The organism is Kaistella haifensis DSM 19056 (genome assembly GCF_000735695.2).
Taxonomy (GTDB): Bacteria; Bacteroidota; Bacteroidia; order Flavobacteriales; family Weeksellaceae; genus Kaistella; species Kaistella haifensis.
In genome coordinates this window covers 31,192-53,866 of the sequence record NZ_JASZ02000005.1, presented here as the reverse complement: position 1 = coordinate 53,866, position 22,675 = coordinate 31,192, and the positions used below count along the sequence as shown (strand labels likewise).

The window sequence follows — 22,675 nt, the reverse complement described above, 5'->3', positions numbered from 1 at the left end:
ATATTAATTGTATCATTAAAAAGGATAACCAAAGGCAAAATTGAGCACAGGTTTCAGAGGTTGCCATTTCTGAATCACCCATCGGTCGCCGACGGGTTTGTTGGGATCATAAACTTTGTAAGCTGCGTCCAAACGAAGCGTGATGTACGCCACATTAATCCTTAAACCAATACCGGTTCCGACTCCCATTTGGGAAAGGAATTTATTGAATTTAAACTCGTCACCAAAACCATTGTCCTTTAAACTCCAGATATTTCCGGCATCGATAAAAGCAGCGCCTTCAAACATTTTGGTAAATGGCATTCGATATTCGATATTAGTCGTGAGTTTTACATTGTCCATGATATAAGCGCGCACTTTTTCGTCCAATTGAGAATCTGCAGGACCTAATCCACCGAAAACTCGCCACGCCCGAATATCATTGGAACCGCCATTGAAATAAGATCGTACGAAAGGCATGGTAGAAGAATTTCCATAAGGAATTCCGATTCCGATAAACTGGCGTAAAGCCAAAGTATGTTTATCATTGAAAAAACTAAAATATTTTCTTACATCAAAATCGAATTTCACAAATTGAGAATAGGGAATGTCGAAAATCTTTTTAGAGCTTCCTGAAACCAATCCTGTTACTTCTTCTCTACTATTGAAGATGCTGAAAATATTCCCGGCAGATTCAAATTTAGCATTCAAATAAAAAGGATTTGGCCTGTCTTTTTTCCCGATTTCATTATAAATAAAATTATAAATGACCGAAGAAATCAAGACATCTTGCGTTTGGCGGTCTTTGTTGATTAAAGTTTGAATAAAAGTGGAATATTGGTTTTGCTGATCTGGGTTAAGACTATTTTGAAAATCTAAGTCATTATTAATCGTCTGCGATACTTGGTCGAAAGTGATTTCTCCATTATTCAATTGGGTTTGTATTTCGGGATGCGACTGAAAATAGATTTGATGAACATTGTCTACCGCCAATCGATCGTTCGGGAAGAAATCGTAGTAACGATCTTTGTTTCGGGTTAAACTCAGCTGGCTGTTGAAAAGCGTTAATCGATGGGAAACAATGTCGTTCACATTTGCAAAATAATTTAAACCAGCATTAAAACCAATTCTTCCCAAACCGATATTATCTTGAACCGAAGCTCCCAAAACAATTGATGAAGTAGGAGAGTAGCGTTTGGGAATCACCTTCCAAGATTTGAATGGTAGCAGAAGTCTTGGAAAATTTAAGGAAGCTTGTGCGGAAATTTCGTATGCTAAACTTCGTTTCGTTTCATCTTTTGTATTCACTACCGAACCGAAAATTCCGGAAACACTGGTCGTAAGGTTTTCTGCGCCACCAAAAATATTTCTCGTCGTTAAATCAACTGACGGCGAGACTCCAAAATTGAGAATTTGCGAGTAGTTGATATCAGTAGCCACTTTGAAATCGTATTTCGCAAGCGGAGAAAGGTAATAACTCACATCCAAAATACTGTCGTTTCCTTTGCGAAGAGTTTCGTTGTACTTTAAAATGTTGAAGTTGTTCATCGAAGCGATGTTTCTTTTGGTAAGATCCAAGTTTCGCTGATTGTAAACTTCACCGGTTTCCAGGATGATTGGTCGCCAAAGTGAGATCGATTTGTACTGATCATCAAGTTTATAGAAATTTATTCCTAAAAGTGAATCTTTCACTGTTTCTAAAGTATCCGATAATTTTTCGACATAATGAACTTTGATGTCTCCAATCGTTGTGATTCGATAAGGAGTATCCAAAGAATCGCTGTGAATGTCCATGATCAGAGGAACTTGCTTTCTGCTTTGAAGCGTATCCGCAGTGAAATATATTTCTTCACTGGAATTATTGAACTTATAATATCCACGATCTTTCACCATTTCGTTGATTCTTTTTACCTCATTTTCCAATGTAGTTTGATCCAGGATTTGCTTACCTTTTACCAAACTTTTAGATAATTGCTCTTCATAGATGCTTTTAATCGCTTGGTCGGGTATATTGTAGTAATATTCGCTAATGTAGGTAGGATCTTTATGAGTAATCAAGTAATCGACTTTCGCTTTTTTCGATGCAGAATCTAAATCGTGACTGAATTTCACATCAGTATCCCAATAGCCTTTAAAAACAAAAAATTTTCGGATGGAATTGGCGCTTGTTTCGGTTTTTCCTTGGTCTAAAATTACCGGTGGTTGCCCAATACTGTGCATGAATCTTTCATAAAAAAGACTTTTACCAACATATTCCGGATGATTGTATTTAATGAAAAGCGAATCCCGAAGTTTCTGGTTTCTCATTTCCGAAGGATACGTCATGTATTCATTCAAAATCGAGTCGTATTTCGGATCCGTTGCATTGTACATCCAAAGTCCGATGGGAAACAGGAAGAGATTTTTTTTATTGGGTTTTTGGCTTACGTAATTGGGGATTTGATCTTCAAAAATTTTCCCGTCTTCAAATCTGTAATTGTTTTTTGTAAGAAGAAATTCACCATCGGGAACCTTTTTTGTAGTGCTGCAGGCATATAGAAATGCTATGGTCATTGCAGAAGCAAAAAATAAGTAATACTTTTGGAAATATTTTGATACATGCTTACGGCTCATAAAATAAAAATTTTACAGTCTTTATACAAAAAGAAGTTCAGACAAAAATACAATTTGTTTTTGGTTGAAGGTAATAAAACCATCAAAGAAATCCCGCTTTCTCGCTATAAAATTCAAGAAATTTTCACAGTAAATCCCAGCGAGTTGGGAATTGATGGTGTGAAAATTATAGAAATTTCGGATTCAGAACTCAAAAAAATAAGTTTTTTGCAACATCCGAAAGATTCGGTAGCGGTTTGCGAACTGCTAGAACCTAAATTTTTGGCTGATGTTCCTATCCAATTGGTTTTGGATGGAATTCAGGATCCTGGAAATTTGGGAACAATTATCCGGCTTGCTGATTGGTTTGGAATCGAACAAATAATTTGCAGTGAAGACACGGTGGATTTTTATAATCCGAAAGTGATCCAAGCGAGTATGGGATCTTTTCTTCGAGTTAATATTAATTATCAGAATATCGAAAATTATCTTCAAAATTCCACTGCAGCAATTATCGGAACCGATATGGATGGGGAAAATTTCTATCAGTTTGATTTCCCAGAAAAGTTTAATTTAATCCTCGGAAACGAAGGAAACGGAATTCGTCCGAATATTGAAGAACTTTTAACCCATAAAATCACGATTCCCCGTTTTGGCAAATCGAAATCTACCGAAAGTTTAAACGTTTCGATGGCAGCAGGAATTATTTTAGGCCAGATTTTCTCAGAAAAATAAAAAAAACCGCTTCATTGCGGTTTAAATTTATATCAATTGCTCAAGACTTGAAGCGGTTTTGTTTCTTTGGTAATTTTCCAGTTTTTCTCGAATAAATCTCAAAACGATTGGCGCTAAATAGATGAGAGCCAAACCGATGATTTTCTTTTTCCAGCTCGCGTTGTAAAGACTTTTTTTAGCATAATTTCCTACAAAAGAAACAGCACCAATTTTTAAGGCATTTTCAACGAGATTCATTCCGGCGTCGCTTTTGGCGAATCCGTAAACGGAATTTCGGTTGAGAACTTTATCCTTCATGCTGTTAGAAAATTCTTTTACAATTTCGTTGGTGTTAATTGCCAGTTTTTTTTCGCCATCGGGTTGGGTTTCTTCCTTCAAATATTTGTCGGTAAATCCGTTGGTGAACGCACTTAAGCTTTCCTTAGTATTATCAAAAGTGATCAAATCCTCCATCTCGGCGATTTCTTTCTTCAGAAGCGCTTTTTTTCTTTTCAGCTCGTCTAAGCTATTGTATTTCGATCCCATAATTTAGTCGTTTAATGATTTAATGATCTTATTGGCGATGGAATTTTTGATAGACTTCCGTGCAAGAATTACAATAAGAAGAATTAAAAGATAAAATCCCGATATAATGAGCAATCCGTATGCATAATTCCCCAAATAGCTTCCGATGAGAAATCCAAGTCCAAAATTGAGTAAAATAATAAAGAAAAAACCTGCAATGGCGACCATTATCAGAATGGCAAGAGTTCCTGCGGTGATGGATGATTTCTCCGTAGCTTCCATTTTCAGGAGGTCTAATCTTTTCGATGCGTATTCTTTTACAAGGTCGAGCATAATATTTTTTTTAAAATTACAAAAAAAGGAACTTAAGAGAAAGTTCCTTTTTATTTTAAAGAATAAAAACGGAATCTTAAGAGTTCAATCCGTCTAATTCGTTTTCTACATCTTTTACAACTTCTGTTGTTTTTGCGATCGCTTGGTCTTTGTATTTATCGTAACCTTCTTTTACTGAAGATACCACTTTATCAGCAGTTTCTTTCACTTGAGAAGAAATATTACCATACTGATCTTTTACTTTTCCGGATACTTCCTGAAATTGCTCTTTTGCTTTTTCTGTAACCTTTCCGTATTGGTCAACTGCTTGATCTTTTAAATCGTTGGCCTTGGTTTTAATTTTTTTTCTAGTTTCTTTTCCTTCCTCAGGTGCGTAAAGCATTCCTAATACTACTCCTGCAGCAGCTCCTGCAAGCAATCCTGCTAATACTCCAGCTGCATTATTTCCTTTTTTAGACATTTTGTTATTTTTTAATAGTTAATAAATTTTTTAATTGCGTTTCCACGACCATAAAGTTACAATTTATATACCAATTAAATTGATTTCAGTCTTAAAATTTTGTTAAATATCAGAAATAAAAGAAAGCATATAATTAATTGTTTGCTCTTTGGTCATTGAAGAATTATCAACTAAGATTGCATCGTCCGCTTTTTTTAAAGGAGCAATTGCTCTTTCACTATCAATTTTATCGCGTGAAATGAGATTTTCTCTTATTTCATCCTCAGTGGTTTCTATTTTTAAACCTTTCAGTTCCAAAAAACGTCTTTTCGTGCGCTCCTCAATACTTGCTGTAAGGAAAAATTTGTAATCAGCATCCGGCAAAACTACTGTTCCGATATCTCTACCATCCATTATTACACCTCCTTTTTCGGCAATCGAACGTTGGGTTTCCATCAAATAATCGCGAACCTCTTTCTGGCTAGCTATTAAACTTACATTGGCAGAAACTTGGTTGGTTCGGATTTCTTTTGAAATATCTTTTCCATTGAGAAAAAGAATAAGTTCTTCATCTATTTTCTTGAATTCCAAATGAATCTGATTCAAATTTTTGAAGAGTTTTTCGAGATCAATTTTTTCGTTTTCGTCAGAGCATTCTTTGATTGCGAAGTAGGTAACGCCTCTGTAAAGCGCGCCGGTATCCATATGAATCAGTCCGAGTTTTTTGGCGATGACTTTGGAGATGGAACTTTTTCCGGTGGAAGAATAGCCATCAATGGCGATTACGGGTTTTCTCATGACGCAAATTTCATCAATTTTTTTGAATTTGAGAAATGATTAAAAAGGAAAAAGATGATTTTTGAATTGAATTTTTAGCGACGGTTTCCGCCCACTTCAATCAGATCCAAGGTAAGCCCAAACATATTAACATTCGAAGAATTATGATATCTCATATGGGAATAATCGAAACGGAAAGATGAAATTTTGATTCCAAAACCGGCAGAAAGTCCGGTGAAGCTTCTCTGATCCAGCACTGCAAGCTCATTTCCGCGTTTTACGTTATAGCCAAACCGAATGTTGAATGCTTGTTGAGGAAATAATTCCGCACCGAAAGAAAAATGATCAGCAAATTTTCTTGTCCAGTTGATTTCTTGGCCGTTATTGTTATAATCCTGAGAAATATTTAGTTTCTGCAAATCGTGTGCGGTAATCGTAAGAGCGACCGGAAATTCATCGAGAATTTTTGTGTAACCCAAATCTACCCGGAAAGCTACATTTTCTCGAACTCCATTGAAGGTTTTAAATTGATATCCGAAATTACGGAAAACTAAAGCCAACGTTTCATTGGTTTTCTCGTTATGATAGGTAATTCCGGCATTTCCAACTACGGCCATCGAAGTATAATTGTCGATTTTTGAACTTACGAAATTGGCGCTTCCGGCGAAAGTCCAATTTTCTTCAAACTGATAAGCGTAACCAACACCTACAGATGCGTCCATCGCTCCGAATTCTCCGTCGATAACGGCACTTTCATCGGTTCTCGGCATCCTTCCATAATCCATGTATTTTGCATTAAATGAAATGAGATGTCCTTCTTGCAAATCTTTTACATAACTGATCGTTCCATATTTTGAATCTGCTAAATAAGAAGCGTAATTCAATGAAATCATTTTGTCTTGTTCCAGATTCATCAAACCGGGGTTAGTTGCAACAAAACTTACATCATAATCCCGAATAGAAACCGCATCACCACCCAACGCTGCTTGTCTTGCAGAAACCGGCGTGTTGAGGAATGCATATACATTGGTTCCTTCCTGAGCCAAAAAAACGGTTGAAATAAGCAGTGCAGAAAAGGCAGTAAGTTTTTTCAAATCTGTATTAATGTTTGCAAAAATAATTTTTTTAATTTTTTTTCAAAATATTTCTCAGTAAATATAAATCTATTAACGGAATTATTTGCGTTTCCTTATATTTGCAGAGCAAAAAAAGTAATACTAGTAAAAAATGAAATACAAACGAATTCTTCTCAAACTTAGTGGCGAAGCTTTAATGGGAAACCGACAATACGGAATTGATAATGACCGACTGAAAGATTATGCCGCAGAAATAAAAAAAGTTGTCGATAAAGGCTGCCAAGTTGCCATCGTAATCGGTGGCGGAAATATCTTCCGCGGTTTAGCCGGTGCTGCAAAAGGGATGGATAGAGTTCAGGGCGATTACATGGGAATGTTGGCAACCGTAATCAACGGGATGGCGTTGCAAGGAGCTTTGGAAGATGCCGGAATTTTTACAAGATTACAATCTGCAATCGAAATGGACAAAGTAGCAGAGCCTTTCATCAAAAGAAAAGCAACAAGACATTTGGAGAAGGGTAGAGTGGTTATTTTCGGAGCAGGAACGGGGAATCCTTATTTTACTACAGATACTGCAGCTACTTTGAGAGCTATCGAAATTGGTGCTGATGTTATTTTAAAAGGAACCCGGGTAGACGGAATTTACGATTCTGATCCAGAAAAAAATGATAATGCGGTGAAATTCAATTCTCTTACTTTTGATGAAGTTTTCGAAAAAGGATTAAAAGTGATGGATATGACAGCGTTCACCTTGAGCCATGAAAACAATTTGCCAATTATCGTTTTTGATATGAATAAAGAAGGCAATTTACTGAAAATCGTAGAAGGCGAAAACATTGGTACTTTGGTGAACAGCAATAAATAAAATAAATCTCCCGTTTTATCGATCGGGATCATTCAATTTAAAAATTAAAAAAGTTTATTCACAACAATATATAATAAGGTGAATAAGATTTTCAACCCCAGAAACTAAACATTTATGGAAGAATTAGAACTTATTGTAAACGTGGTGAAGCAGGAAATGGATGCAGCAATCAAGCATTTGGATCACGCTTTTCAGAAAATCAGAGCCGGGCGCGCTTCAACAGCGATGGTTCAGGATGTAATGGTAGAATATTATGGAGCGCCTACACCTCTTAATCAGGTTGCAAACGTGATGGTTCCCGATGCGATGACGATTTCAATCCAACCTTGGGACAGAACTGCAATTGGTGCCATCGAAAAAGCGATTATCAATTCAAATCTTGGTTTTGCACCGATGAATAATGGTGAAAATATCATTCTTAATGTTCCGCCTTTAACAGAAGAAAGAAGACGCGAACTCGCAAAAACTGCAAAAAGTGAAGCTGAAGCAACGAAAGTAACAGTGAGAAATGCCCGCCAAGACGGCATGAAAGAACTGAAAAAACTAGAAGGTGTTTCCGAAGATTTGATCAAAGGAAGTGAGGCAAAAATTCAGGAACTTACCGATCAGTACGTGAAAATGTGCGATGAACATTTGAAATTGAAAGAAGCTGAAATTATGAAAGTATAACTTTCAATGAGATGTAATACAAATAAAAGCCCTGGATTTCAGGGCTTTCTGTTTTATTTATCCATTGGTTTTCTCCGCAAAAGCAAAAATACTTCCGAGTTTTATTTTGGCATAGCCGTACGATTTTATTTTAGAAGAATTAATCATTGCTTGGGCTAAAATATCGGTTGGCAAAGGCTTTTGCTGAGTCAGAATTCCAAATTTATTAGCGAATTTGATAATTTTTCCGCCCAAAACTTCACCGGTTCTTTCGGTGTCCTTTCGATCGAGCATTCCGGGTTGAAAAATTGTTAGTTTGTTGAAATGAAGTGCTTTTATACTTTCTTCCAGCTCGCCTTTCATCCGCGAATAGAATATTTGCGATGTCGGGCTGGCTCCGTAAGAAGAAACTAAAATAAAATCTTCCACATTATTTTTTTTTGCCATTTTTGCAAAATTGTATTGATAATTATAATCCACTTTTCGCTGAGCTTCCTTGCTTCCCGCTGCTTTCAAAGTAGTTCCTAGACAAGAAAAAGCAACGTCACCTTTTACCAAATCTTTCCATTCTTCGGGTTTATCAAAATCTACAACATGGGTTTTCAGTTTCGGATGCTGTATATTCATCGGTTTCCGAACGAAGATATTTACTTCATCATAATCTTTGTCATTCAATAATTTATAAACCAAATCTTTTCCCGTTGCGCCAGTTGCGCCGATTACAAGTGCTTTCATTTTTATTGAATTATCGTTAATGAATATTTTTCTTTTTTAAAATTACTAAATTTGTTTGAGATAGTTGTTCTAAAAATCAGATTTAATCATTATTTAAAATTATGGATGCCAACGAAATACTGGATTATTGCCTCGCCAAAAAAGGAGTTGAAGAAACTTTTCCCTTTGATAAAGAAACTTTGGTGCTGAAAGTTGGCGGAAAAATGTTTCTGCTTATGGCTCTGGAAAAGCAGCCATTAAGTATTGCGGTAAAAACCGATCCGGAATGGAGCGAAGAACTTCGGGAAAAACATCCGCAGATTACCGGAGCTTATCACATGAATAAAACCCACTGGAATTCGGTGTTGTGTGAAGGTTTGAAACGTGATTTAATAAAAAAAATGATTGATCATTCTTATGTTTTAATCCTGAATTCTTTAACTAAAAAGAAAAGGGAAGAGGTTTTGAATGCTTAGAAATTGAAATTTTCGGTCAGTTTCTGGTCTACATCCAATCTTTCGATCAGTTTTTCAAGAGATTCAAATTTAATTTCATCGTGGAGGAAATCTCTGAAATTCACCGAAATTATTTCATCATAAATATCTCCATTAAAATCTAAAATATAAACTTCCGTGGAAAGCGAATTTCCGTTTACAGTCGGGTTGGTTCCGATGCTTAGCATTCCTTTGTAATGTTTGTTTTTCACAAAAACATCCACAATATAAGCACCTTTTTTTGGCAAAAGTTTCGCTGGATCAGCCGCGATATTTGCTGTAGGATAGCCGATGGTTCTGCCAATTTTTTTTCCGTGAACTACTTTTCCTGAAACGGAATAAACGTAGCCCAACATTTCGTTGGCTTCCTTCACATTTCCTCCCAAAAGCGCATTTCTGATTTGAGTGGAGCTGATGTGTTTGTCCTGAAAATCGACTGCTTCTACCTGTTCCACTTTGAAATCGTATTCGGAAGACATTTTTTGCAACAAACTGAAATCGCCGCTTCGGTTTTTGCCAAAAGTATGATCGTGACCGATAATTAAATGTTTCACGTTGAGTTTTTCGACCAAAACTTGTTTTACAAATTCTTCACCTGTTAAATTGCGGAACTCTTCATCAAACTCTTTTAAAAATAAATTCTGCACTTCTTTTTTTTCCAGAAGATAAATTTTTTCTTCGATGGTATTTAAGAATTTTAAATCGTCATCTGGGTTGAAAATCGTTCTCGGGTGTGGCCAAAAGGTAAGAATTGCAGACTCCAGGTTTTTTCTACGAGCAATAGCATTAAGTTTTTTGATGATAGATTGATGTCCGATATGTACGCCATCAAAAATACCAATGGATAATGCAAGAGGCGTTTTAGAAGAATATTGCGATAAATTTTCAGTGATTTTCAAGAGGAAAAATTTGTTTTGCAAATATGATAAAAATCTTTTTTTTAAGCAATTGTAGATTTGGGAACTTTCATTATATTTGCACTCAAGAAAAAAATTAGCAATGGCAAACCAAATTAAAGGAAAAATTTCTCAAATTATCGGTCCGGTAATCGACGTAGTTTTCACAGATGCAGCAGAGCTTCCGAAGATTTACGACGCATTGGAAATCACTAAAGTTGATGGTAACAAGGTAATTCTGGAAGTAGAACAACATATTGGCGAAGATTCAGTAAGATGTATCGCAATGGATGCTACTGATGGTCTTCAGAGAGGTCAGGAAGTAGTTTCTCAAGGCAGACAAATTACTATGCCAACAGGAGAAGGCGTTTACGGAAGACTTTTCAATGTAGTAGGTGATGCGATTGACGGTATCCAAGAAGTTTCTAAAGAAGTCGGCGGCTTGCCAATCCACAGAGAAGCTCCGAAATTTGATCAACTTTCTACTTCTGCCGAAGTACTTTTTACAGGAATTAAAGTAATCGACCTTGTAGAGCCTTACGCAAAAGGTGGTAAAATTGGTTTGTTCGGTGGAGCAGGTGTTGGTAAAACGGTATTGATACAGGAATTGATTAATAATATTGCAAAAGGACACGGTGGTCTTTCGGTTTTTGCCGGTGTAGGTGAAAGAACCAGAGAAGGGAACGACCTTTTGAGAGAAATGCTAGAATCTGGCATTATTAAATACGGTGATGAATTCATGCACTCTATGGAAAATGGAGGATGGGATTTATCCAAAGTGGATATGGAAGAAATGAAAGACTCTAAATGTACTTTCGTTTTCGGACAGATGAACGAGCCGCCTGGAGCAAGAGCAAGAGTTGCGCTTTCAGGTTTAACAATCGCCGAATATTTCCGTGATGGAGATGGACAAGGACAAGGTAGAGACGTTTTGTTCTTCGTTGATAACATTTTCCGTTTTACACAAGCGGGTTCTGAGGTGTCTGCACTTCTTGGGCGTATGCCTTCTGCGGTAGGTTACCAACCAACTTTGGCATCTGAAATGGGTGCAATGCAAGAAAGAATTACTTCAACTAAAAACGGTTCCATTACTTCTGTACAGGCGATTTATGTACCTGCGGATGACCTTACGGATCCAGCGCCGGCTACAACATTTGCTCACTTGGATGCAACCACCGTATTGGATAGAAAAATTGCTTCATTAGGTATTTATCCTGCTGTTGATCCATTGGCTTCAACTTCTAGAATCCTTACTCCTGAAATTTTAGGTGATGAGCATTACGATTGTGCACAAAGAGTAAAAGAAATTCTTCAGAAATACAAAGCATTACAGGATATCATCGCGATTCTTGGTATGGAAGAACTTTCAGAAGATGATAAACTTTCAGTTTACCGTGCAAGAAAAGTTCAGCGTTTCCTTTCTCAGCCTTTCCACGTTGCAGAACAGTTTACAGGTCTGAAAGGTGCTTTGGTTGATATCAAAGATACCATCAAAGGGTTCAACATGATTATCGACGGCGAATTAGATCATTTACCAGAAGCTGCTTTCAACTTGAAAGGAACCATCGAAGAAGCTATCGAAGCTGGTGAGAAAATGTTAGCGGAAAACGCATAATTAGGCACAAGAACTCAGAAAACAGACATTAGACTTTTTGTCTGAAATCTGAAATCTGAAATCTTTAAATCTAAATAGAAATGAATATAAAGATACTAACCCCGGAATTTGTAGTTTTTGAAGGTGATGTCAAATCAGTTTTACTTCCCGGAAAAAATGGCGATTTCCATATCATGAAAGATCACGCCGCAATAGTAGCGTCATTAATCGGTGGTAAAGTAAAAGTTTTTACTAACGAAATAGATGACAAATACGCGAAAAATTTCACGAAAGAAAACGAAAAAGAAAGCGTATTTTCTTTCCCGGTGAAAAGTGGTGTTATCGAATTCAGTAACAATAAAGGAATTATTCTAGCTGAATAAATTTCTTTAAATAATAAAAAAATCTCATCTTTTAATTAAGGTGGGATTTTTTTTTATAAAAGCAGTATGATTCCGTTTTCCCGAAGTTGTATCACCGGTTTTGAGAACCAAAACAATTCAAAATCATCCATCGTTTCCTCATAATCATCTTTTAGTTGTTGTAAAGTGATTAATTTGGAATGCTGAATTGGGTTTGATTTAATAGTTTTCATCAGCCAGGTTGCTTTTTCCTCTTCCAAAAGGATGGAAAGAACATTGGTTTTCAAATGAATAGTGAGTTTTGTATTTTGATAAGAAATATTTTTTTTCGTTTTAAGGATACTTTCTGCGATGAAATCATTTATCGGGAAAACTATTTTAGAATTGCCATTAAATTTGAAGTTTTCATCATCCAAAAGACAATCATGAATATAATTGGGATCTACCGTAGTTTTTGGAATTTTAAAATCAAACCAATCCTGCAAAGGAATTTCAAAATTGATTCCATGAAGATAATTGAAAAGCGATTTTTTTAGCCCAAAACTGAATTTTGTATGGTCGATATTCGTCTCATCGGTAAACTCAATATCATTATTAGCAAAACTAATCTCTTTTTGCACAGGTGTCACTCCAAACTCCTCGGGTTTCAAACCGATTGGCGAATGTGCAGTTAACGCAAATTGATGCCAAAAACCACTTTGCAGAATTCCCATTTCAAACATTTGTCTTACCATTTCCAATGAATCAACGGTTTCTTGTTCGGTTTGGGTAGGGTAGCCGTACATCAAATAGGCATGAACCATAATTCCCGCTTCCGTAAAATTCCTGGTTACTTGGGCAACTTGGGCTACAGAAACTCCTTTTTTGATGAGCTTTAGCAATCGATCTGAAGCAACTTCCAAACCTCCGGAAACAGCTACACAACCGGAAATTTTCAGTAAGTAGCATAAGTCTGCAGTAAAGCTTTTCTCGAATCTGATGTTGGTCCACCATGTTATCACCAAATATCTTCTCAATATTTCCAAAGCAACTTCACGCATCAAAGCTGGAGGAGCAGCTTCGTCTACAAAATGAAATCCTGTTTCGCCCGTGGTTGCGATTAATTCTTCGATTCTGTCAACCAGAATCTTTGCCGAAATTGGTTCGTAAAGTCTGATGTAATCTAAAGAAATATCGCAAAAAGTGCATTTACCCCAATAGCAACCGTGCGCCATGGTGAGTTTGTTCCATCTGCCATCGCTCCACAAACTGTGCATTGGATTGGCGATCTCGATCACTGAAATATATTGATGGAGTGGGAGATCGGTATAATCAGGAGTTCCAATTTCCGATTGGCGATAATCTTTTTTGGAAGAATTATTTTTATAAACAACCTGATTATTTTCGAGTAAAAACGTTCTTTTAAATTCTGGATTTTCGGCTTTTAAACTTTCAAATATTAATTCTACAGGCAATTCTCCGTCATCCAATGTAATAAAATCAAAAAACTCAAAAACCCGAGGATCATTAACTTCTCTTAATTCCGTATTCGGAAAACCGCCGCCCATCGCGACTTTTGTGTTTTTATAATTATTCTTAATGAATTGTGCACTTCGGAAAGCTGAATACAAATTGCCAGGAAATGGCACTGAAAAACAAACCAATTTGGGTTGAATGACGTCCAATTTTTCCTTTAGAATTTTTAAAGTAATTTGATCAATAAAACTGGGCGATGCGGTAAGCTCAGCATAAATTTCATCAAAAGAATTTGCGCTTCTTCCCAATCTTTCCGCATAGCGACTAAATCCAAAATTTTCATCAATATTTTCAACAATGAAATCGGACAAATCCTCTAAATAAAGTGTTGCGAGATGTTTGGCTTTATCTTGTAAACCCATGTTTCCAAATGCATAATCCAGGTCATCGAGTTGCTGAAAACGAGAAGCTTCCGGCAGAAAATTATGGCTGCAAATCTGTCTTGCCAAAGTAGGATTATTACCTTGTAGAAATAGAATTACTTGATCGATTGTTTTGATGTATTGATCTTTTAATGCAAAAATTCTTTGGGAATTGGGTGAGGAATTTTCAGGAAAATCTTGAATAAAAACATGCTGTAAACCTTCCGCAGAAAATAGTTGCAAAATAACATCAATTCCCAAATCAATTTGAAAATTGGAGATTTGTTTTGTATTAAGAAAACCCTTCAAGTATGCCGTTGCCGGATAAGGCGTATTGAGTTGCGTAAAAGGTGGGGTGATGAGGAGCAAGTCTTTCACAAGAATATTTTTGCAAATTTATTTTAAATCTTTCAGATAAAAGGATTGGTTAGAGTCGAAAAAACCGATTGAAATCATCAACCGGTTTTTAAATTTTGGTTTTATAAGTCGAAATCTCCAGCAGCTTCAGGTTGGTAGATGATTTCGTCGATGATAATTTTTGTCATTCCGGAAGGAACGATCCAATCGATTTCATCTTTCACGCGATACCCAATTAGTGCTGATGCAACCGGTGAAAAAATAGATATTTTTTTTGCTTTAATATCTGCTTGGTCGGGGTAAACAATTTTGAATTCGGTGGTCGTTCTGTTGTTTTCAAAATGAATTTTTACCACAGAGTTCATGGTCACCACATCCGCTGGAATTTCTTCAGACTCTACAATTTTCGCAGAGTGAAGTTCATTCAAAAGTTTTTCAGCTTCTTCTTTCTTGATGCTGTTGTTCTGTTTTGCGTCGCTGATGGATTTATGAATTCGGGTAAAATCTTGTTTGGTAATCAATATTTGTTTCATGATAGTGTATTTTTTGTTAGGGTATAAAAAAACCGCTTGAATTTTTCAAGCGGTTTATAATTTTATAAATTTCTCTGAAAAATTCTATGATGCTTTAAAGGATAAACCTTTTTCTTCCAATAGTTTTTGCTCTTGTTCTTTGTAGAAACCAGAGGTTAATTTATCGTGAATTGCATCAAATGCATCCAATGTTTCGTTGATTTCAGCGTCGGTGTGAGAAGCCGTTGGGATTAATCTCAAAAGAATCATGCCCTTTGGAATAACGGGGTAAATTACCACAGAAGTGAAGATTCCGTAGTTTTCTCTTAAATCTTTTACAAGAAGAGTAGCTTCAACTGTAGAACCTTGCATCATTACTGGAGTTACGCAAGTATTGGTGTTTCCTAAATTGAATCCTCTTTCTTTAAGACCATTTTGTAATTTGTTTACATTTTCCCAAAGTTTTGCTTTGATTTCCGGTCGCGAACGAAGTAAATCCAATCTTTTCAAACCTCCGATTACCATTGGCATTGTTAAGGATTTAGCGAAAACTTGTGAACGAAGATTGTATTTTAAGATTCTGATAATGTCTTTGTCACCAGCGATAAATGCACCGAAACCGGCCATAGATTTCGCAAAAGTTGAAAAATAAACATCGATTTGATCTTGGCAACCTTGCTCTTCACCAGCACCTGCACCAGTTGCTCCTAAAGTTCCAAAACCGTGAGCATCATCAACTAAAAGTCGGAAGTTGAATTTAGATTTCAGCTCACAAATTTCTTTGAGTTTTCCTTGCATACCGCGCATTCCAAAAACGCCTTCAGTAATAACTAAAATTCCGCCGCCTTGTTCTTCTGCTACTTTAGTCGCACGAGCGAGGTTTTTCTCTAAACTCGCAATATCATTATGTTTAAAGGTAAAACTTTTACCCATGTGAAGACGCACCCCATCTACGATACAAGCGTGTGAATCGGCATCATAAACGATAACATCATGGCGGGAAACCAATGCATCAATGGTAGAAACCATTCCTTGGTAACCAAAATTCAAAAGATAAGCTGATTCTTTACCTACAAATTCTGCGAGCTCTCTTTCCAATTGCTGATGTTGTTCGGTTTCTCCGGACATCGCGCGAGCTCCCATTGGATAAAACATTCCGTATTCGGCAGCAGCTTTGGCATCAGCTTCTAAAACTTCTGGGTGGTTACAAAGACCTAAATAATCATTGGCACTCCAGAAAACCACTTCTCTTCCCTGAAATTTCATTCTTGGGCCGATAGGACCTTCTAATTTCGGAAAAACGAAATATCCTTCTGCATAATCTGCAAACTGGCCGAGAGGTCCAGGGTTTTGTCGTAACCGATCAAAAATATCTGTCATTATGTATTTATTTAAGAATAAAAATTAAGTATTGGCAAAGTTAACAAAATTTGATATGAAAAACCTTTTTGTGTGATACAAAAAGGTTTTCCAATGCTTTTATTAATGAATTATTTGATGATTTCTGTTTTGAAAACTTCATCGTAATTATGTACACAATTATTGATGAATCCTTGTTCTTCCATCCACTTATCACTATAAACTTTGGTGATGTATCTGGAACCGTGATCCGGGAAAATTGCAACTACCACATCATTTTTGGAAAATTCGTGAGAATTGGAATATTGCAAAAGCCCTTGAGTAACTGCACCAGTGGTATAACCGCCCATAATTGCTTCTTTTAAAGCGATTTCTCGGGTTCTGTATGCCGACATTTCATCATTTACTCTTACAAATTCATCTACTTTATCAAAAAGTAAAGCGGCCGGGATTAAATTTTTTCCCATACCTTCGATTTGGTAAGGATGAATTTCATCTTTATTGATTTTCCCTGTTTCGTGGAATCCTTTCAAGATTGATCCCGATGCGTCTACACCGATTACTTTGATGTTAGGATTTTTTTCTTTCAAAAATTTAGCAGATCCTGATAGTGTTCCTCCGGTTCCGGTACAAGCTATAAGGTGGGTGATTTTTCCTTCGGTTTGCTCCCAAATTTCCGGACCTGTTGTTTGGTAATGTGCATCAATATTCAATTCATTAAAATATTGATTGATATAAATCGAGTTTGGGGTTTCTGAAGCAATTCTTTTCGCAACTTCATAGTAAGATCTAGGATCGTCTGCCGGAACATTTGCTGGGCAAATATATACTGTTGCTCCTAAAGCTTTTAAATAAGCAATCTTCTCTTTTTTAGTTTTATTGCTTACAGCTAAAATACATTTGTAACCTTTGATGATTGATACCATCGCAATCGAAAAACCGGTATTTCCGGAAGTGGTTTCTACAATTGTAGAGCCAGGTTTCAGAAGGCCTTTTTTTTCGGCAGCTTCTATAATATGGATGGCGATTCGGTCTTTGGTAGAGTGGCCGGGATTATATGATTCTAGTTTGGCATAAACCGTAGCAGGAATGTCTTTGGTAACAGTATTTAGTTTTACTAAAGGTGTTTTACCGATTAATCCCAGAATATTATCGTGAACATTAGTCATTTTTCGTCATTTTTCTCTATAAATCCGTCTGCAAAAATACAAAAATAAAATAAAAAATAACTAAATTAATAGGATATGATTGTTTGGTAGTGATTCTAAACATTTTTTGTAAAATTTTTAGTGAAAATTTGTTGAATTGAAAAACAATTTTTCATTTAAATTTTGTTAAAATCAATTCTTAATAAATTAAAAACCTTATTTTCGCAAGATTGAATTTATATATGAAAAATTGGTCTTTTAAACAATGGAATACCCTTACTGGATGGGTGATTTTCGTAATTGCTTTTATTACTTATCTGTCAACTATTGAGCCTAATTTCAGTTTTTGGGATACCGGAGAATATATTGCTTCGGCTAGCAAACTGGAAGTTACCCATGCTCCAGGCGCGGCTCTTTTCCAGCTGATAGGTGCGGTTGCGGCGATGTTTGCTTTCGGAAATGGTGAAAATTATTCCGTGGTAATCAATGCGATGTCTGCGCTATTCAGTGCGTTGACCGTTCTACTTTTGTTTTGGACGATTACTCATTTGGTGCGAAGACTTCTTAATAAAGATTTTGATCAAATCACTACCCGTCAGGAGATTTCAATTCTCTTTGCGGGAGCGGTGGGAGCTTTGTGTTTCACTTTTTCGGATACTTTTTGGTTTTCGGCGGTTGAAGGAGAAGTTTATTCGATGGCGACAATGTTTATCGCACTTCTCGTTTGGTTGATTACCAAGTGGGAAAACGAATATCATGATGCCGATAACGAAAGATGGATTATCTTAATATTCTTTGTCACAGGCCTTTCCGTAGGTGTTCACATGATGGGAATGCTTGCGATCCCGGCAGTTTGTTTGATTTATTATGCTAGAAATTACGAATTTACTTGGAAGAGTTTTATTTGGGCAAATGTATTTACCTTAATCATATTAGCTATTGTTTTCAAAGGAATTTTCCCTTTGATTATGACGCTTTTTGGCAAGACGGAGATTTTCGCGGTAAATGGAATCGGTTTACCTTTCCATTCAGGAACAATTATCGCATTTATTATCCTAATTTCTATGTGTTATTTTGCTTTAAAATATGCTAAGAAATCCGGTAAAAAAATCTATCAAACCATTGCGCTTTCAGTGATTTTTATGATTATTGGTTTCTCCTGTTGGATGGTCATTCCGATTCGTGCAAACGCTAATCCACCGATGAACCTTAACAATCCGGACAACGCAATCGGAATGCTCGATTACTACAACCGTGAGCAGTACGGAGATTGGCCAACTTTCTATGGACAAAATTATACCGCTTATCTTGATGCGAATGGAATTCAGAAAAACGAAGACGGAAGCTATAAAACCAAAAAAACAGGTGATGTTTATGAAAAAGACGCGCAAACAGGAACTTACCGCAAAGTAGGTGAGCGTTTTAATTACGTGTACAGCCCAGATCATGTGAGTTTCATGCCGAGAATGTTTAATGAAGACAAAGCGGTGATGGCAAACTACATTTCGATGTACGGCGCACCCGATTTTTCATTTAATTATGCCAATGATGAGATCGCAGAAAACCCGGAAGCGCAAAAGATTTTTCAAGATTTAAGAAAGAAATATGAAGAAGGAAGTATTACTGTAGATGATTATCTTTCCGTGAAACCTTATAATTTAATCAATGTTCAAAGACCTTCTTTAAGCCAAAATTTAGATTATTTCATTACTTTCCAAAACGGATATTACTTTGTAAGATACCTGATGTGGAATTTCGTTGGAAGACAAAACGACCTCGAGGGACACATGGAAAATAACCGTGGAAACTGGATTTCCGGGATTCCTTTCATCGATAATGCTTTGTGGGGAGACCAGAGTAAAATGCCCGCGAAATTTAAAAATGAAAGTACGGTTGCGTTTTTCTTTTTACCATTAATTCTTGGGTTGCTTGGTTTCTTTTACCAGCTTAACAGAGATTTCGGAAGATTCTACGCAATTCTGGCATTATTTATCTTAACCAGCGTCGGAATTATTTTTTATACTGGGGTAAAACCCTTCGAGGTGCGTGAAAGAGATTACGCGATGGTAGGTTCATTTTATGCTTTCGCGATTTGGATCGGTTTAGGAGCAGCCGCGATTTTGTGGTTTATTCAGGAAAAAGTAAAATCGAATGTTGCGAATGTCGTTGCAGGAATTGTATTGTTAGGAGTTCCTTTCATGATGGGTTTTCAGAACTATAATGTACACGACAGAAGCGGAAGACGCGCAGCTTACGATTATGCATACTCAACGCTGAAATCTTTACCTAAAAACGATATTCTTTTTGTTTATGGTGATAATGATACCTACCCAATTTGGGGGTTGCAGGAAACTTCCGGCTTTCGAGATGACGTGAAAGTGGTAAATTTCACGCTACTTTCTACACCGTGGAATATCGACCAAGTGAAAAGAAGAACCTATAATTCTATGCCTGTTCCTTCGTCTTTATTGCATCAAGATTATCGCGACGGCACCAATGATCAGGTTTACCTGATGAGCCCGGAAGATTGGAAAAACGTCTTTGCCAACCTGAAAGATCAGGGTGCTCCGGAAACTACTTTTGCCGGTTTCCGAAAGTTCCTTGTCCAAGATTCAATGACTTTAAAAGAAGCCATGAATTTCATCAAGACAAAATCTGATGATAAAGATCAAATCCTAAAAATGCTTTTTGGTGAGGCGAAATATGAAAAATTTAATTTCTTGCCTGTTTCTAAATTTGTTTTACCGGTAAACAAAGCCAACGCCGTGAAGTCCGGAATTATGAAAGCAAGTGATGCCGCACAAGCGGTGGATCAATTCACTATCGATTATAAGAGCAACAGCATGTTCAAAAATAATCTGATGATGCTCGATATTCTGGCAAATTTCGATTGGAAAAGACCTATCAATTTCTCCACCGGCGGAATTTATGATCCTGAAAATATCTTCTATCTCAGCAATTATTTGCAGTATGATGGTTTCAGCTATCGTTTAGTTCCGATTTATACCGAAGAACGCGAAGATGGAGAATTGGGTAGAGTAGATGGAAATTCATTATATAATATTGTTAAAAACTACAAGTGGGGCAATTTCAAGGATTTAAGTACTCATTTTGATGAAACCTGTACCCAGAATATTGTAAGTTACAGAAGTTCAGCAAGTCGTGCAGCAGAAGCGCTTGCACTTTCCGGACAAAAAGCAAAAGCAATAGAAGTTTTAGATTTGGCTTCCAGAGAAATTCCTGTGGCTAAATATGATGATCCTCGCTCGCTGAGTTCAATAGTTTACGGCTACATTGTTTCTGGGCAAGAGCAAAAAGGTCTGCAATTGGCCGAAGAGCTCAAGAAAGGAATATTCACCGAATACGATTATTACAGCAGTCTATCACCAGATGAACAACGATTTGTTGCAAAACAAATGCGCACCAAACCGATGGAATATTCATTGGTGATTGCTGCAGTTTCCGATGCTTACAATAGAATTGGACAAAAAGATAAAGGGTACAATTATTTAGTGAAATCCATCGAACCCATTGATCAGCGCTTTAATGCTTTTACCAAAAATTTGCAGGCGATGGGTAAAGAGAAAGCTTTCAAAGAGGCCGAAAAAGTACAGAAAATTACGCCTTTCTACACTTATCTTTTCGATGTGATGAATCCTTATGATTCCACGTATTCCAAGGAGAAAGAAGAACAGATTACCAATGCGATCATGAAAGCAACTCAGTAAAAGTGAAGTATTGTGCGTTTCTCCGCGGGGTGAATGTCAACGGAACATCTATGAAAATGGCAGAAGTTTGCAAAGTTTTTTCTAATGCCGGAACGAGTGAAGTTTCATCGGTTTTAGCGACCGGAAATCTGATTTTTTCCTCTGATAAATCGGCTGCCGATTTAAAAATTATTTTGGAAAAAGCGATGTCTGATTATTTCAATTATGAAGCTTTTCTTTTCATTAAATCAGAAAAAGAAGTGGTAGCAATCTTTGAAAACAGTCCTTTCACTAAAGCTGATGATTTGCACATTTACGCTTTTGTCGGAACTGAAGATATTGAAAGTGTGCTTTTGGAAGAATTTGATCATTCGCAAAAAACAGAAAATGAAAACGCACAAATCATTGAGCATATTTTCTATTGGCAAGTTCCGAAAGGGAATACTTTGGATTCCGATTTTGGTAAAGTTTTAGGCAAAAAATCTTTGAAAAATAAAATCACTTCCAGGAATTTGAATACCATTGAAAAAATCGTGAAGAAATTTTAGTTCTGAAAAAAATAATGATGTAAGGCGGGCTTTAGCTCGCTTTTTTTATTAAGTTCGATCAATTGGTTTTAGCTGAAACTTAAAAATAGATGCATTGAAAAAATCCGTATTTTTGAAATCTTAATTTAAGATTTTACTTAAAACCGAAAAACAATGATTCAATACTTAGAAAACATCCATCACAAAAATTCCAAAAACTTCTTTCTGATCGCTGGTCCGTGCATTATTGAAGGTGAAGATATGGCACTGAGAATCGCCGAAAAAGTTGTAGAACTTACCAATAAATTCGAAATTCCGTACATCTTCAAAGGCAGTTTTAAGAAAGCCAACCGAAGCCGTGTTGATTCATTCACGACCATCGGTGAGGAAAAATCTTTGGAAATTCTAAAAAAAGTAGGGGAAACCTTCAATATTCCCACTACGACCGATATCCATGAAAATGAACACGCTGCTTTGGCCGCAAATTATGTAGATGTATTGCAGATTCCTGCGTTTTTGGTTAGGCAAACCGATTTATTGGTCGCTGCTGCAAAAACCGGAAAATGCATCACCTTGAAGAAAGGTCAGTTTCTTTCTCCGGAATCCATGAAATTTGCGGTGGAAAAAGTAGTAGATTCTGGCAACAGCAAAACTGCGATTATCGAACGTGGGAATACCTTTGGTTATACCGATTTAGTGGTGGATTTCCGCGGAATTCCAACAATGCAAAATTATGCGCCGGTGATTTTGGATGTAACGCATTCTTTGCAACAACCGAATCAAAATTCCGGCGTTACAGGTGGTCGTCCGGAATTAATTGAAACCATCGCCAAAGCTGGAATTGCTGTTGGAGCAGACGGACTTTTCCTGGAAACACATCCAACTCCGGCTACCGCACTTTCGGATGGTGCAAATATGTTGCAACTTGACAAATTGGAGGATTTGCTTCAGAAATTAACCAGAGTGAGAGAAGCGATTTTGTAATTTTTTGTTATCTTTAAAATCTAAATTACTCGCATTGAAAAAACTCCATTTACTCCTTGTATTTTTACCGGCTTTTGCTTTTTCGCAGATCAATCTTAAAGTTCTTGACGAGAATGGAACTCCTGTTTCGCAAGCTAATGTTTCTTATAATAACCAAAATTTCACAACCGATGGAAACGGTTTTGTGAAGATTCCA

Annotated in this window: 21 protein-coding genes; 9 read left to right on the top strand and 12 right to left on the bottom strand. The window is 36.6% G+C overall.

Annotation, left to right across the window (positions count from 1 at the left end):
• Positions 1-15 precede the first annotated feature (15 nt).
• Entirely contained in the window at positions 16-2,592 is a 2,577-nt protein-coding gene (gene tamL, locus AP75_RS04100) for a translocation and assembly module lipoprotein TamL (protein WP_088263665.1), read from the bottom strand.
• Between tamL and AP75_RS04095 the strand changes: the two genes are divergently transcribed.
• A complete protein-coding gene (locus tag AP75_RS04095) occupies positions 2,578-3,306 on the top strand; it encodes a TrmH family RNA methyltransferase (RefSeq protein WP_031502789.1) in 729 nt (242 codons plus the stop codon). The two genes, tamL and AP75_RS04095, sit on opposite strands and share 15 nt — an antisense overlap.
• 27 nt (positions 3,307-3,333) lie before the next feature.
• Here the strand turns inward: AP75_RS04095 and AP75_RS04090 are convergent, their stop codons facing one another.
• The 5 genes from AP75_RS04090 to porQ form a co-directional block, all read right to left on the bottom strand.
• On the bottom strand, positions 3,334-3,831 hold the full coding sequence (locus AP75_RS04090) for a hypothetical protein (RefSeq protein WP_031502788.1): 498 nt from the start codon (positions 3,829-3,831) through the stop codon (positions 3,334-3,336).
• 3 nt (positions 3,832-3,834) lie between these two features.
• Positions 3,835-4,143 carry a phage holin family protein gene (locus AP75_RS04085; protein WP_088263664.1) on the bottom strand — a complete coding sequence of 103 codons (309 nt, stop codon included), beginning with the start codon at positions 4,141-4,143 and terminating at the stop codon, positions 3,835-3,837.
• A gap of 76 nt (positions 4,144-4,219) precedes the next feature.
• Complete coding sequence (locus tag AP75_RS04080; RefSeq protein ID WP_088263663.1) at positions 4,220-4,603, bottom strand: YtxH domain-containing protein; 384 nt, start codon at positions 4,601-4,603, stop codon at positions 4,220-4,222.
• A 102-nt stretch (positions 4,604-4,705) separates the two neighbouring features.
• The gene (gene cmk, locus AP75_RS04075) at positions 4,706-5,380 is read right to left on the bottom strand and encodes a (d)CMP kinase (protein WP_031502785.1); all 675 of its coding nucleotides are present in this window, start codon (positions 5,378-5,380) and stop codon (positions 4,706-4,708) included.
• Positions 5,381-5,454: 74 nt separating this feature from the next.
• Positions 5,455-6,453: a type IX secretion system protein PorQ gene (gene porQ, locus AP75_RS04070; protein ID WP_031502783.1), complete on the bottom strand. Its 999-nt coding sequence runs from the start codon at positions 6,451-6,453 to the stop codon at positions 5,455-5,457.
• A 133-nt stretch (positions 6,454-6,586) separates the two neighbouring features.
• Here porQ and pyrH point away from each other — a divergent pair, with 133 nt between their 5' ends.
• Together pyrH and frr are read left to right on the top strand one after the other, a co-directional pair.
• Positions 6,587-7,300 (top strand): UMP kinase, encoded by a 714-nt coding sequence (pyrH, locus tag AP75_RS04065; RefSeq protein ID WP_031502781.1) that lies wholly within the window; start codon positions 6,587-6,589, stop codon positions 7,298-7,300.
• A gap of 114 nt (positions 7,301-7,414) precedes the next feature.
• Positions 7,415-7,969: a ribosome recycling factor gene (gene frr, locus AP75_RS04060; RefSeq protein WP_031502779.1), complete on the top strand. Its 555-nt coding sequence runs from the start codon at positions 7,415-7,417 to the stop codon at positions 7,967-7,969.
• A gap of 57 nt (positions 7,970-8,026) precedes the next feature.
• Here the strand turns inward: frr and AP75_RS04055 are convergent, their stop codons facing one another.
• Positions 8,027-8,683, bottom strand: coding sequence for an NAD(P)H-binding protein (locus AP75_RS04055; protein ID WP_088263662.1), 657 nt, complete (start codon positions 8,681-8,683; stop codon positions 8,027-8,029).
• Positions 8,684-8,784: 101 nt separating this feature from the next.
• Here AP75_RS04055 and AP75_RS04050 point away from each other — a divergent pair, with 101 nt between their 5' ends.
• The gene (locus AP75_RS04050) at positions 8,785-9,138 is read left to right on the top strand and encodes an MmcQ/YjbR family DNA-binding protein (RefSeq protein WP_031502355.1); all 354 of its coding nucleotides are present in this window, start codon (positions 8,785-8,787) and stop codon (positions 9,136-9,138) included.
• Here the strand turns inward: AP75_RS04050 and AP75_RS04045 are convergent.
• Positions 9,135-10,055: a bifunctional riboflavin kinase/FAD synthetase gene (locus AP75_RS04045; protein ID WP_031502357.1), complete on the bottom strand. Its 921-nt coding sequence runs from the start codon at positions 10,053-10,055 to the stop codon at positions 9,135-9,137. The genes AP75_RS04050 and AP75_RS04045 overlap by 4 nt on opposite strands.
• A 100-nt stretch (positions 10,056-10,155) precedes the next feature.
• Between AP75_RS04045 and atpD the strand changes: the two genes are divergently transcribed.
• Together atpD and AP75_RS04035 are read left to right on the top strand one after the other, a co-directional pair.
• A complete protein-coding gene (gene atpD, locus AP75_RS04040; protein WP_088263661.1) occupies positions 10,156-11,667 on the top strand; it encodes a F0F1 ATP synthase subunit beta in 1,512 nt (503 codons plus the stop codon).
• 80 nt (positions 11,668-11,747) lie between these two features.
• Positions 11,748-12,029, top strand: coding sequence for a FoF1 ATP synthase subunit delta/epsilon (locus tag AP75_RS04035; protein ID WP_031502359.1), 282 nt, complete (start codon positions 11,748-11,750; stop codon positions 12,027-12,029).
• A gap of 53 nt (positions 12,030-12,082) precedes the next feature.
• Here AP75_RS04035 and AP75_RS04030 read toward each other — a convergent pair whose 3' ends face one another.
• The 4 genes from AP75_RS04030 to AP75_RS04015 all read right to left on the bottom strand — a co-directional run bounded on the left by AP75_RS04030 (position 12,083) and on the right by AP75_RS04015 (position 17,282).
• Positions 12,083-14,263 (bottom strand): B12-binding domain-containing radical SAM protein, encoded by a 2,181-nt coding sequence (locus tag AP75_RS04030; protein WP_088263660.1) that lies wholly within the window; start codon positions 14,261-14,263, stop codon positions 12,083-12,085.
• A gap of 101 nt (positions 14,264-14,364) precedes the next feature.
• The gene (rnk, locus tag AP75_RS04025) at positions 14,365-14,775 is read right to left on the bottom strand and encodes a nucleoside diphosphate kinase regulator (protein WP_088263659.1); all 411 of its coding nucleotides are present in this window, start codon (positions 14,773-14,775) and stop codon (positions 14,365-14,367) included.
• Positions 14,776-14,859: 84 nt separating this feature from the next.
• Positions 14,860-16,134 (bottom strand): aminotransferase class I/II-fold pyridoxal phosphate-dependent enzyme, encoded by a 1,275-nt coding sequence (locus AP75_RS04020; protein ID WP_088263658.1) that lies wholly within the window; start codon positions 16,132-16,134, stop codon positions 14,860-14,862.
• A gap of 110 nt (positions 16,135-16,244) precedes the next feature.
• Positions 16,245-17,282 carry a PLP-dependent cysteine synthase family protein gene (locus AP75_RS04015; protein ID WP_088263657.1) on the bottom strand — a complete coding sequence of 346 codons (1,038 nt, stop codon included), beginning with the start codon at positions 17,280-17,282 and terminating at the stop codon, positions 16,245-16,247.
• Between the two features lie 221 nt (positions 17,283-17,503).
• Between AP75_RS04015 and AP75_RS04010 the strand changes: the two genes are divergently transcribed.
• The 3 genes from AP75_RS04010 (at position 17,504) to kdsA (ending at position 22,479) form a co-directional block, all read left to right on the top strand.
• On the top strand, positions 17,504-20,989 hold the full coding sequence (locus AP75_RS04010) for a glycosyltransferase family 117 protein (RefSeq protein WP_088263656.1): 3,486 nt from the start codon (positions 17,504-17,506) through the stop codon (positions 20,987-20,989).
• A 2-nt stretch (positions 20,990-20,991) separates the two neighbouring features.
• Positions 20,992-21,516 (top strand): DUF1697 domain-containing protein, encoded by a 525-nt coding sequence (locus tag AP75_RS04005; RefSeq protein ID WP_088263655.1) that lies wholly within the window; start codon positions 20,992-20,994, stop codon positions 21,514-21,516.
• A 153-nt stretch (positions 21,517-21,669) separates the two neighbouring features.
• Positions 21,670-22,479 carry a 3-deoxy-8-phosphooctulonate synthase gene (kdsA, locus tag AP75_RS04000; protein WP_031503963.1) on the top strand — a complete coding sequence of 270 codons (810 nt, stop codon included), beginning with the start codon at positions 21,670-21,672 and terminating at the stop codon, positions 22,477-22,479.
• The last annotated feature ends 196 nt before the right edge of the window (positions 22,480-22,675 follow it).

What these genes read in the sequence shown, in the direction of transcription:
- AP75_RS04080 (WP_088263663.1), bottom strand. Translation starts at nt 4,603, where the DNA reads ATGTCTAAAAAAGGAAATAATGCAGCTGGAGTATTAGCAGGATTGCTT.
- AP75_RS04095 (WP_031502789.1), top strand. Translation starts at nt 2,578, where the DNA reads ATGCTTACGGCTCATAAAATAAAAATTTTACAGTCTTTATACAAAAAG.
- AP75_RS04085 (WP_088263664.1), bottom strand. Translation starts at nt 4,143, where the DNA reads ATGCTCGACCTTGTAAAAGAATACGCATCGAAAAGATTAGACCTCCTG.
- tamL (WP_088263665.1), bottom strand. Translation starts at nt 2,592, where the DNA reads ATGAGCCGTAAGCATGTATCAAAATATTTCCAAAAGTATTACTTATTT.
- AP75_RS04015 (WP_088263657.1), bottom strand. Translation starts at nt 17,282, where the DNA reads ATGACTAATGTTCACGATAATATTCTGGGATTAATCGGTAAAACACCT.
- AP75_RS04010 (WP_088263656.1), top strand. Translation starts at nt 17,504, where the DNA reads ATGAAAAATTGGTCTTTTAAACAATGGAATACCCTTACTGGATGGGTG.
- pyrH (WP_031502781.1), top strand. Translation starts at nt 6,587, where the DNA reads ATGAAATACAAACGAATTCTTCTCAAACTTAGTGGCGAAGCTTTAATG.
- atpD (WP_088263661.1), top strand. Translation starts at nt 10,156, where the DNA reads ATGGCAAACCAAATTAAAGGAAAAATTTCTCAAATTATCGGTCCGGTA.
- rnk (WP_088263659.1), bottom strand. Translation starts at nt 14,775, where the DNA reads ATGAAACAAATATTGATTACCAAACAAGATTTTACCCGAATTCATAAA.
- AP75_RS04055 (WP_088263662.1), bottom strand. Translation starts at nt 8,683, where the DNA reads ATGAAAGCACTTGTAATCGGCGCAACTGGCGCAACGGGAAAAGATTTG.
- kdsA (WP_031503963.1), top strand. Translation starts at nt 21,670, where the DNA reads ATGATTCAATACTTAGAAAACATCCATCACAAAAATTCCAAAAACTTC.
- AP75_RS04050 (WP_031502355.1), top strand. Translation starts at nt 8,785, where the DNA reads ATGGATGCCAACGAAATACTGGATTATTGCCTCGCCAAAAAAGGAGTT.
- AP75_RS04090 (WP_031502788.1), bottom strand. Translation starts at nt 3,831, where the DNA reads ATGGGATCGAAATACAATAGCTTAGACGAGCTGAAAAGAAAAAAAGCG.
- frr (WP_031502779.1), top strand. Translation starts at nt 7,415, where the DNA reads ATGGAAGAATTAGAACTTATTGTAAACGTGGTGAAGCAGGAAATGGAT.
- AP75_RS04020 (WP_088263658.1), bottom strand. Translation starts at nt 16,134, where the DNA reads ATGACAGATATTTTTGATCGGTTACGACAAAACCCTGGACCTCTCGGC.
- AP75_RS04035 (WP_031502359.1), top strand. Translation starts at nt 11,748, where the DNA reads ATGAATATAAAGATACTAACCCCGGAATTTGTAGTTTTTGAAGGTGAT.
- cmk (WP_031502785.1), bottom strand. Translation starts at nt 5,380, where the DNA reads ATGAGAAAACCCGTAATCGCCATTGATGGCTATTCTTCCACCGGAAAA.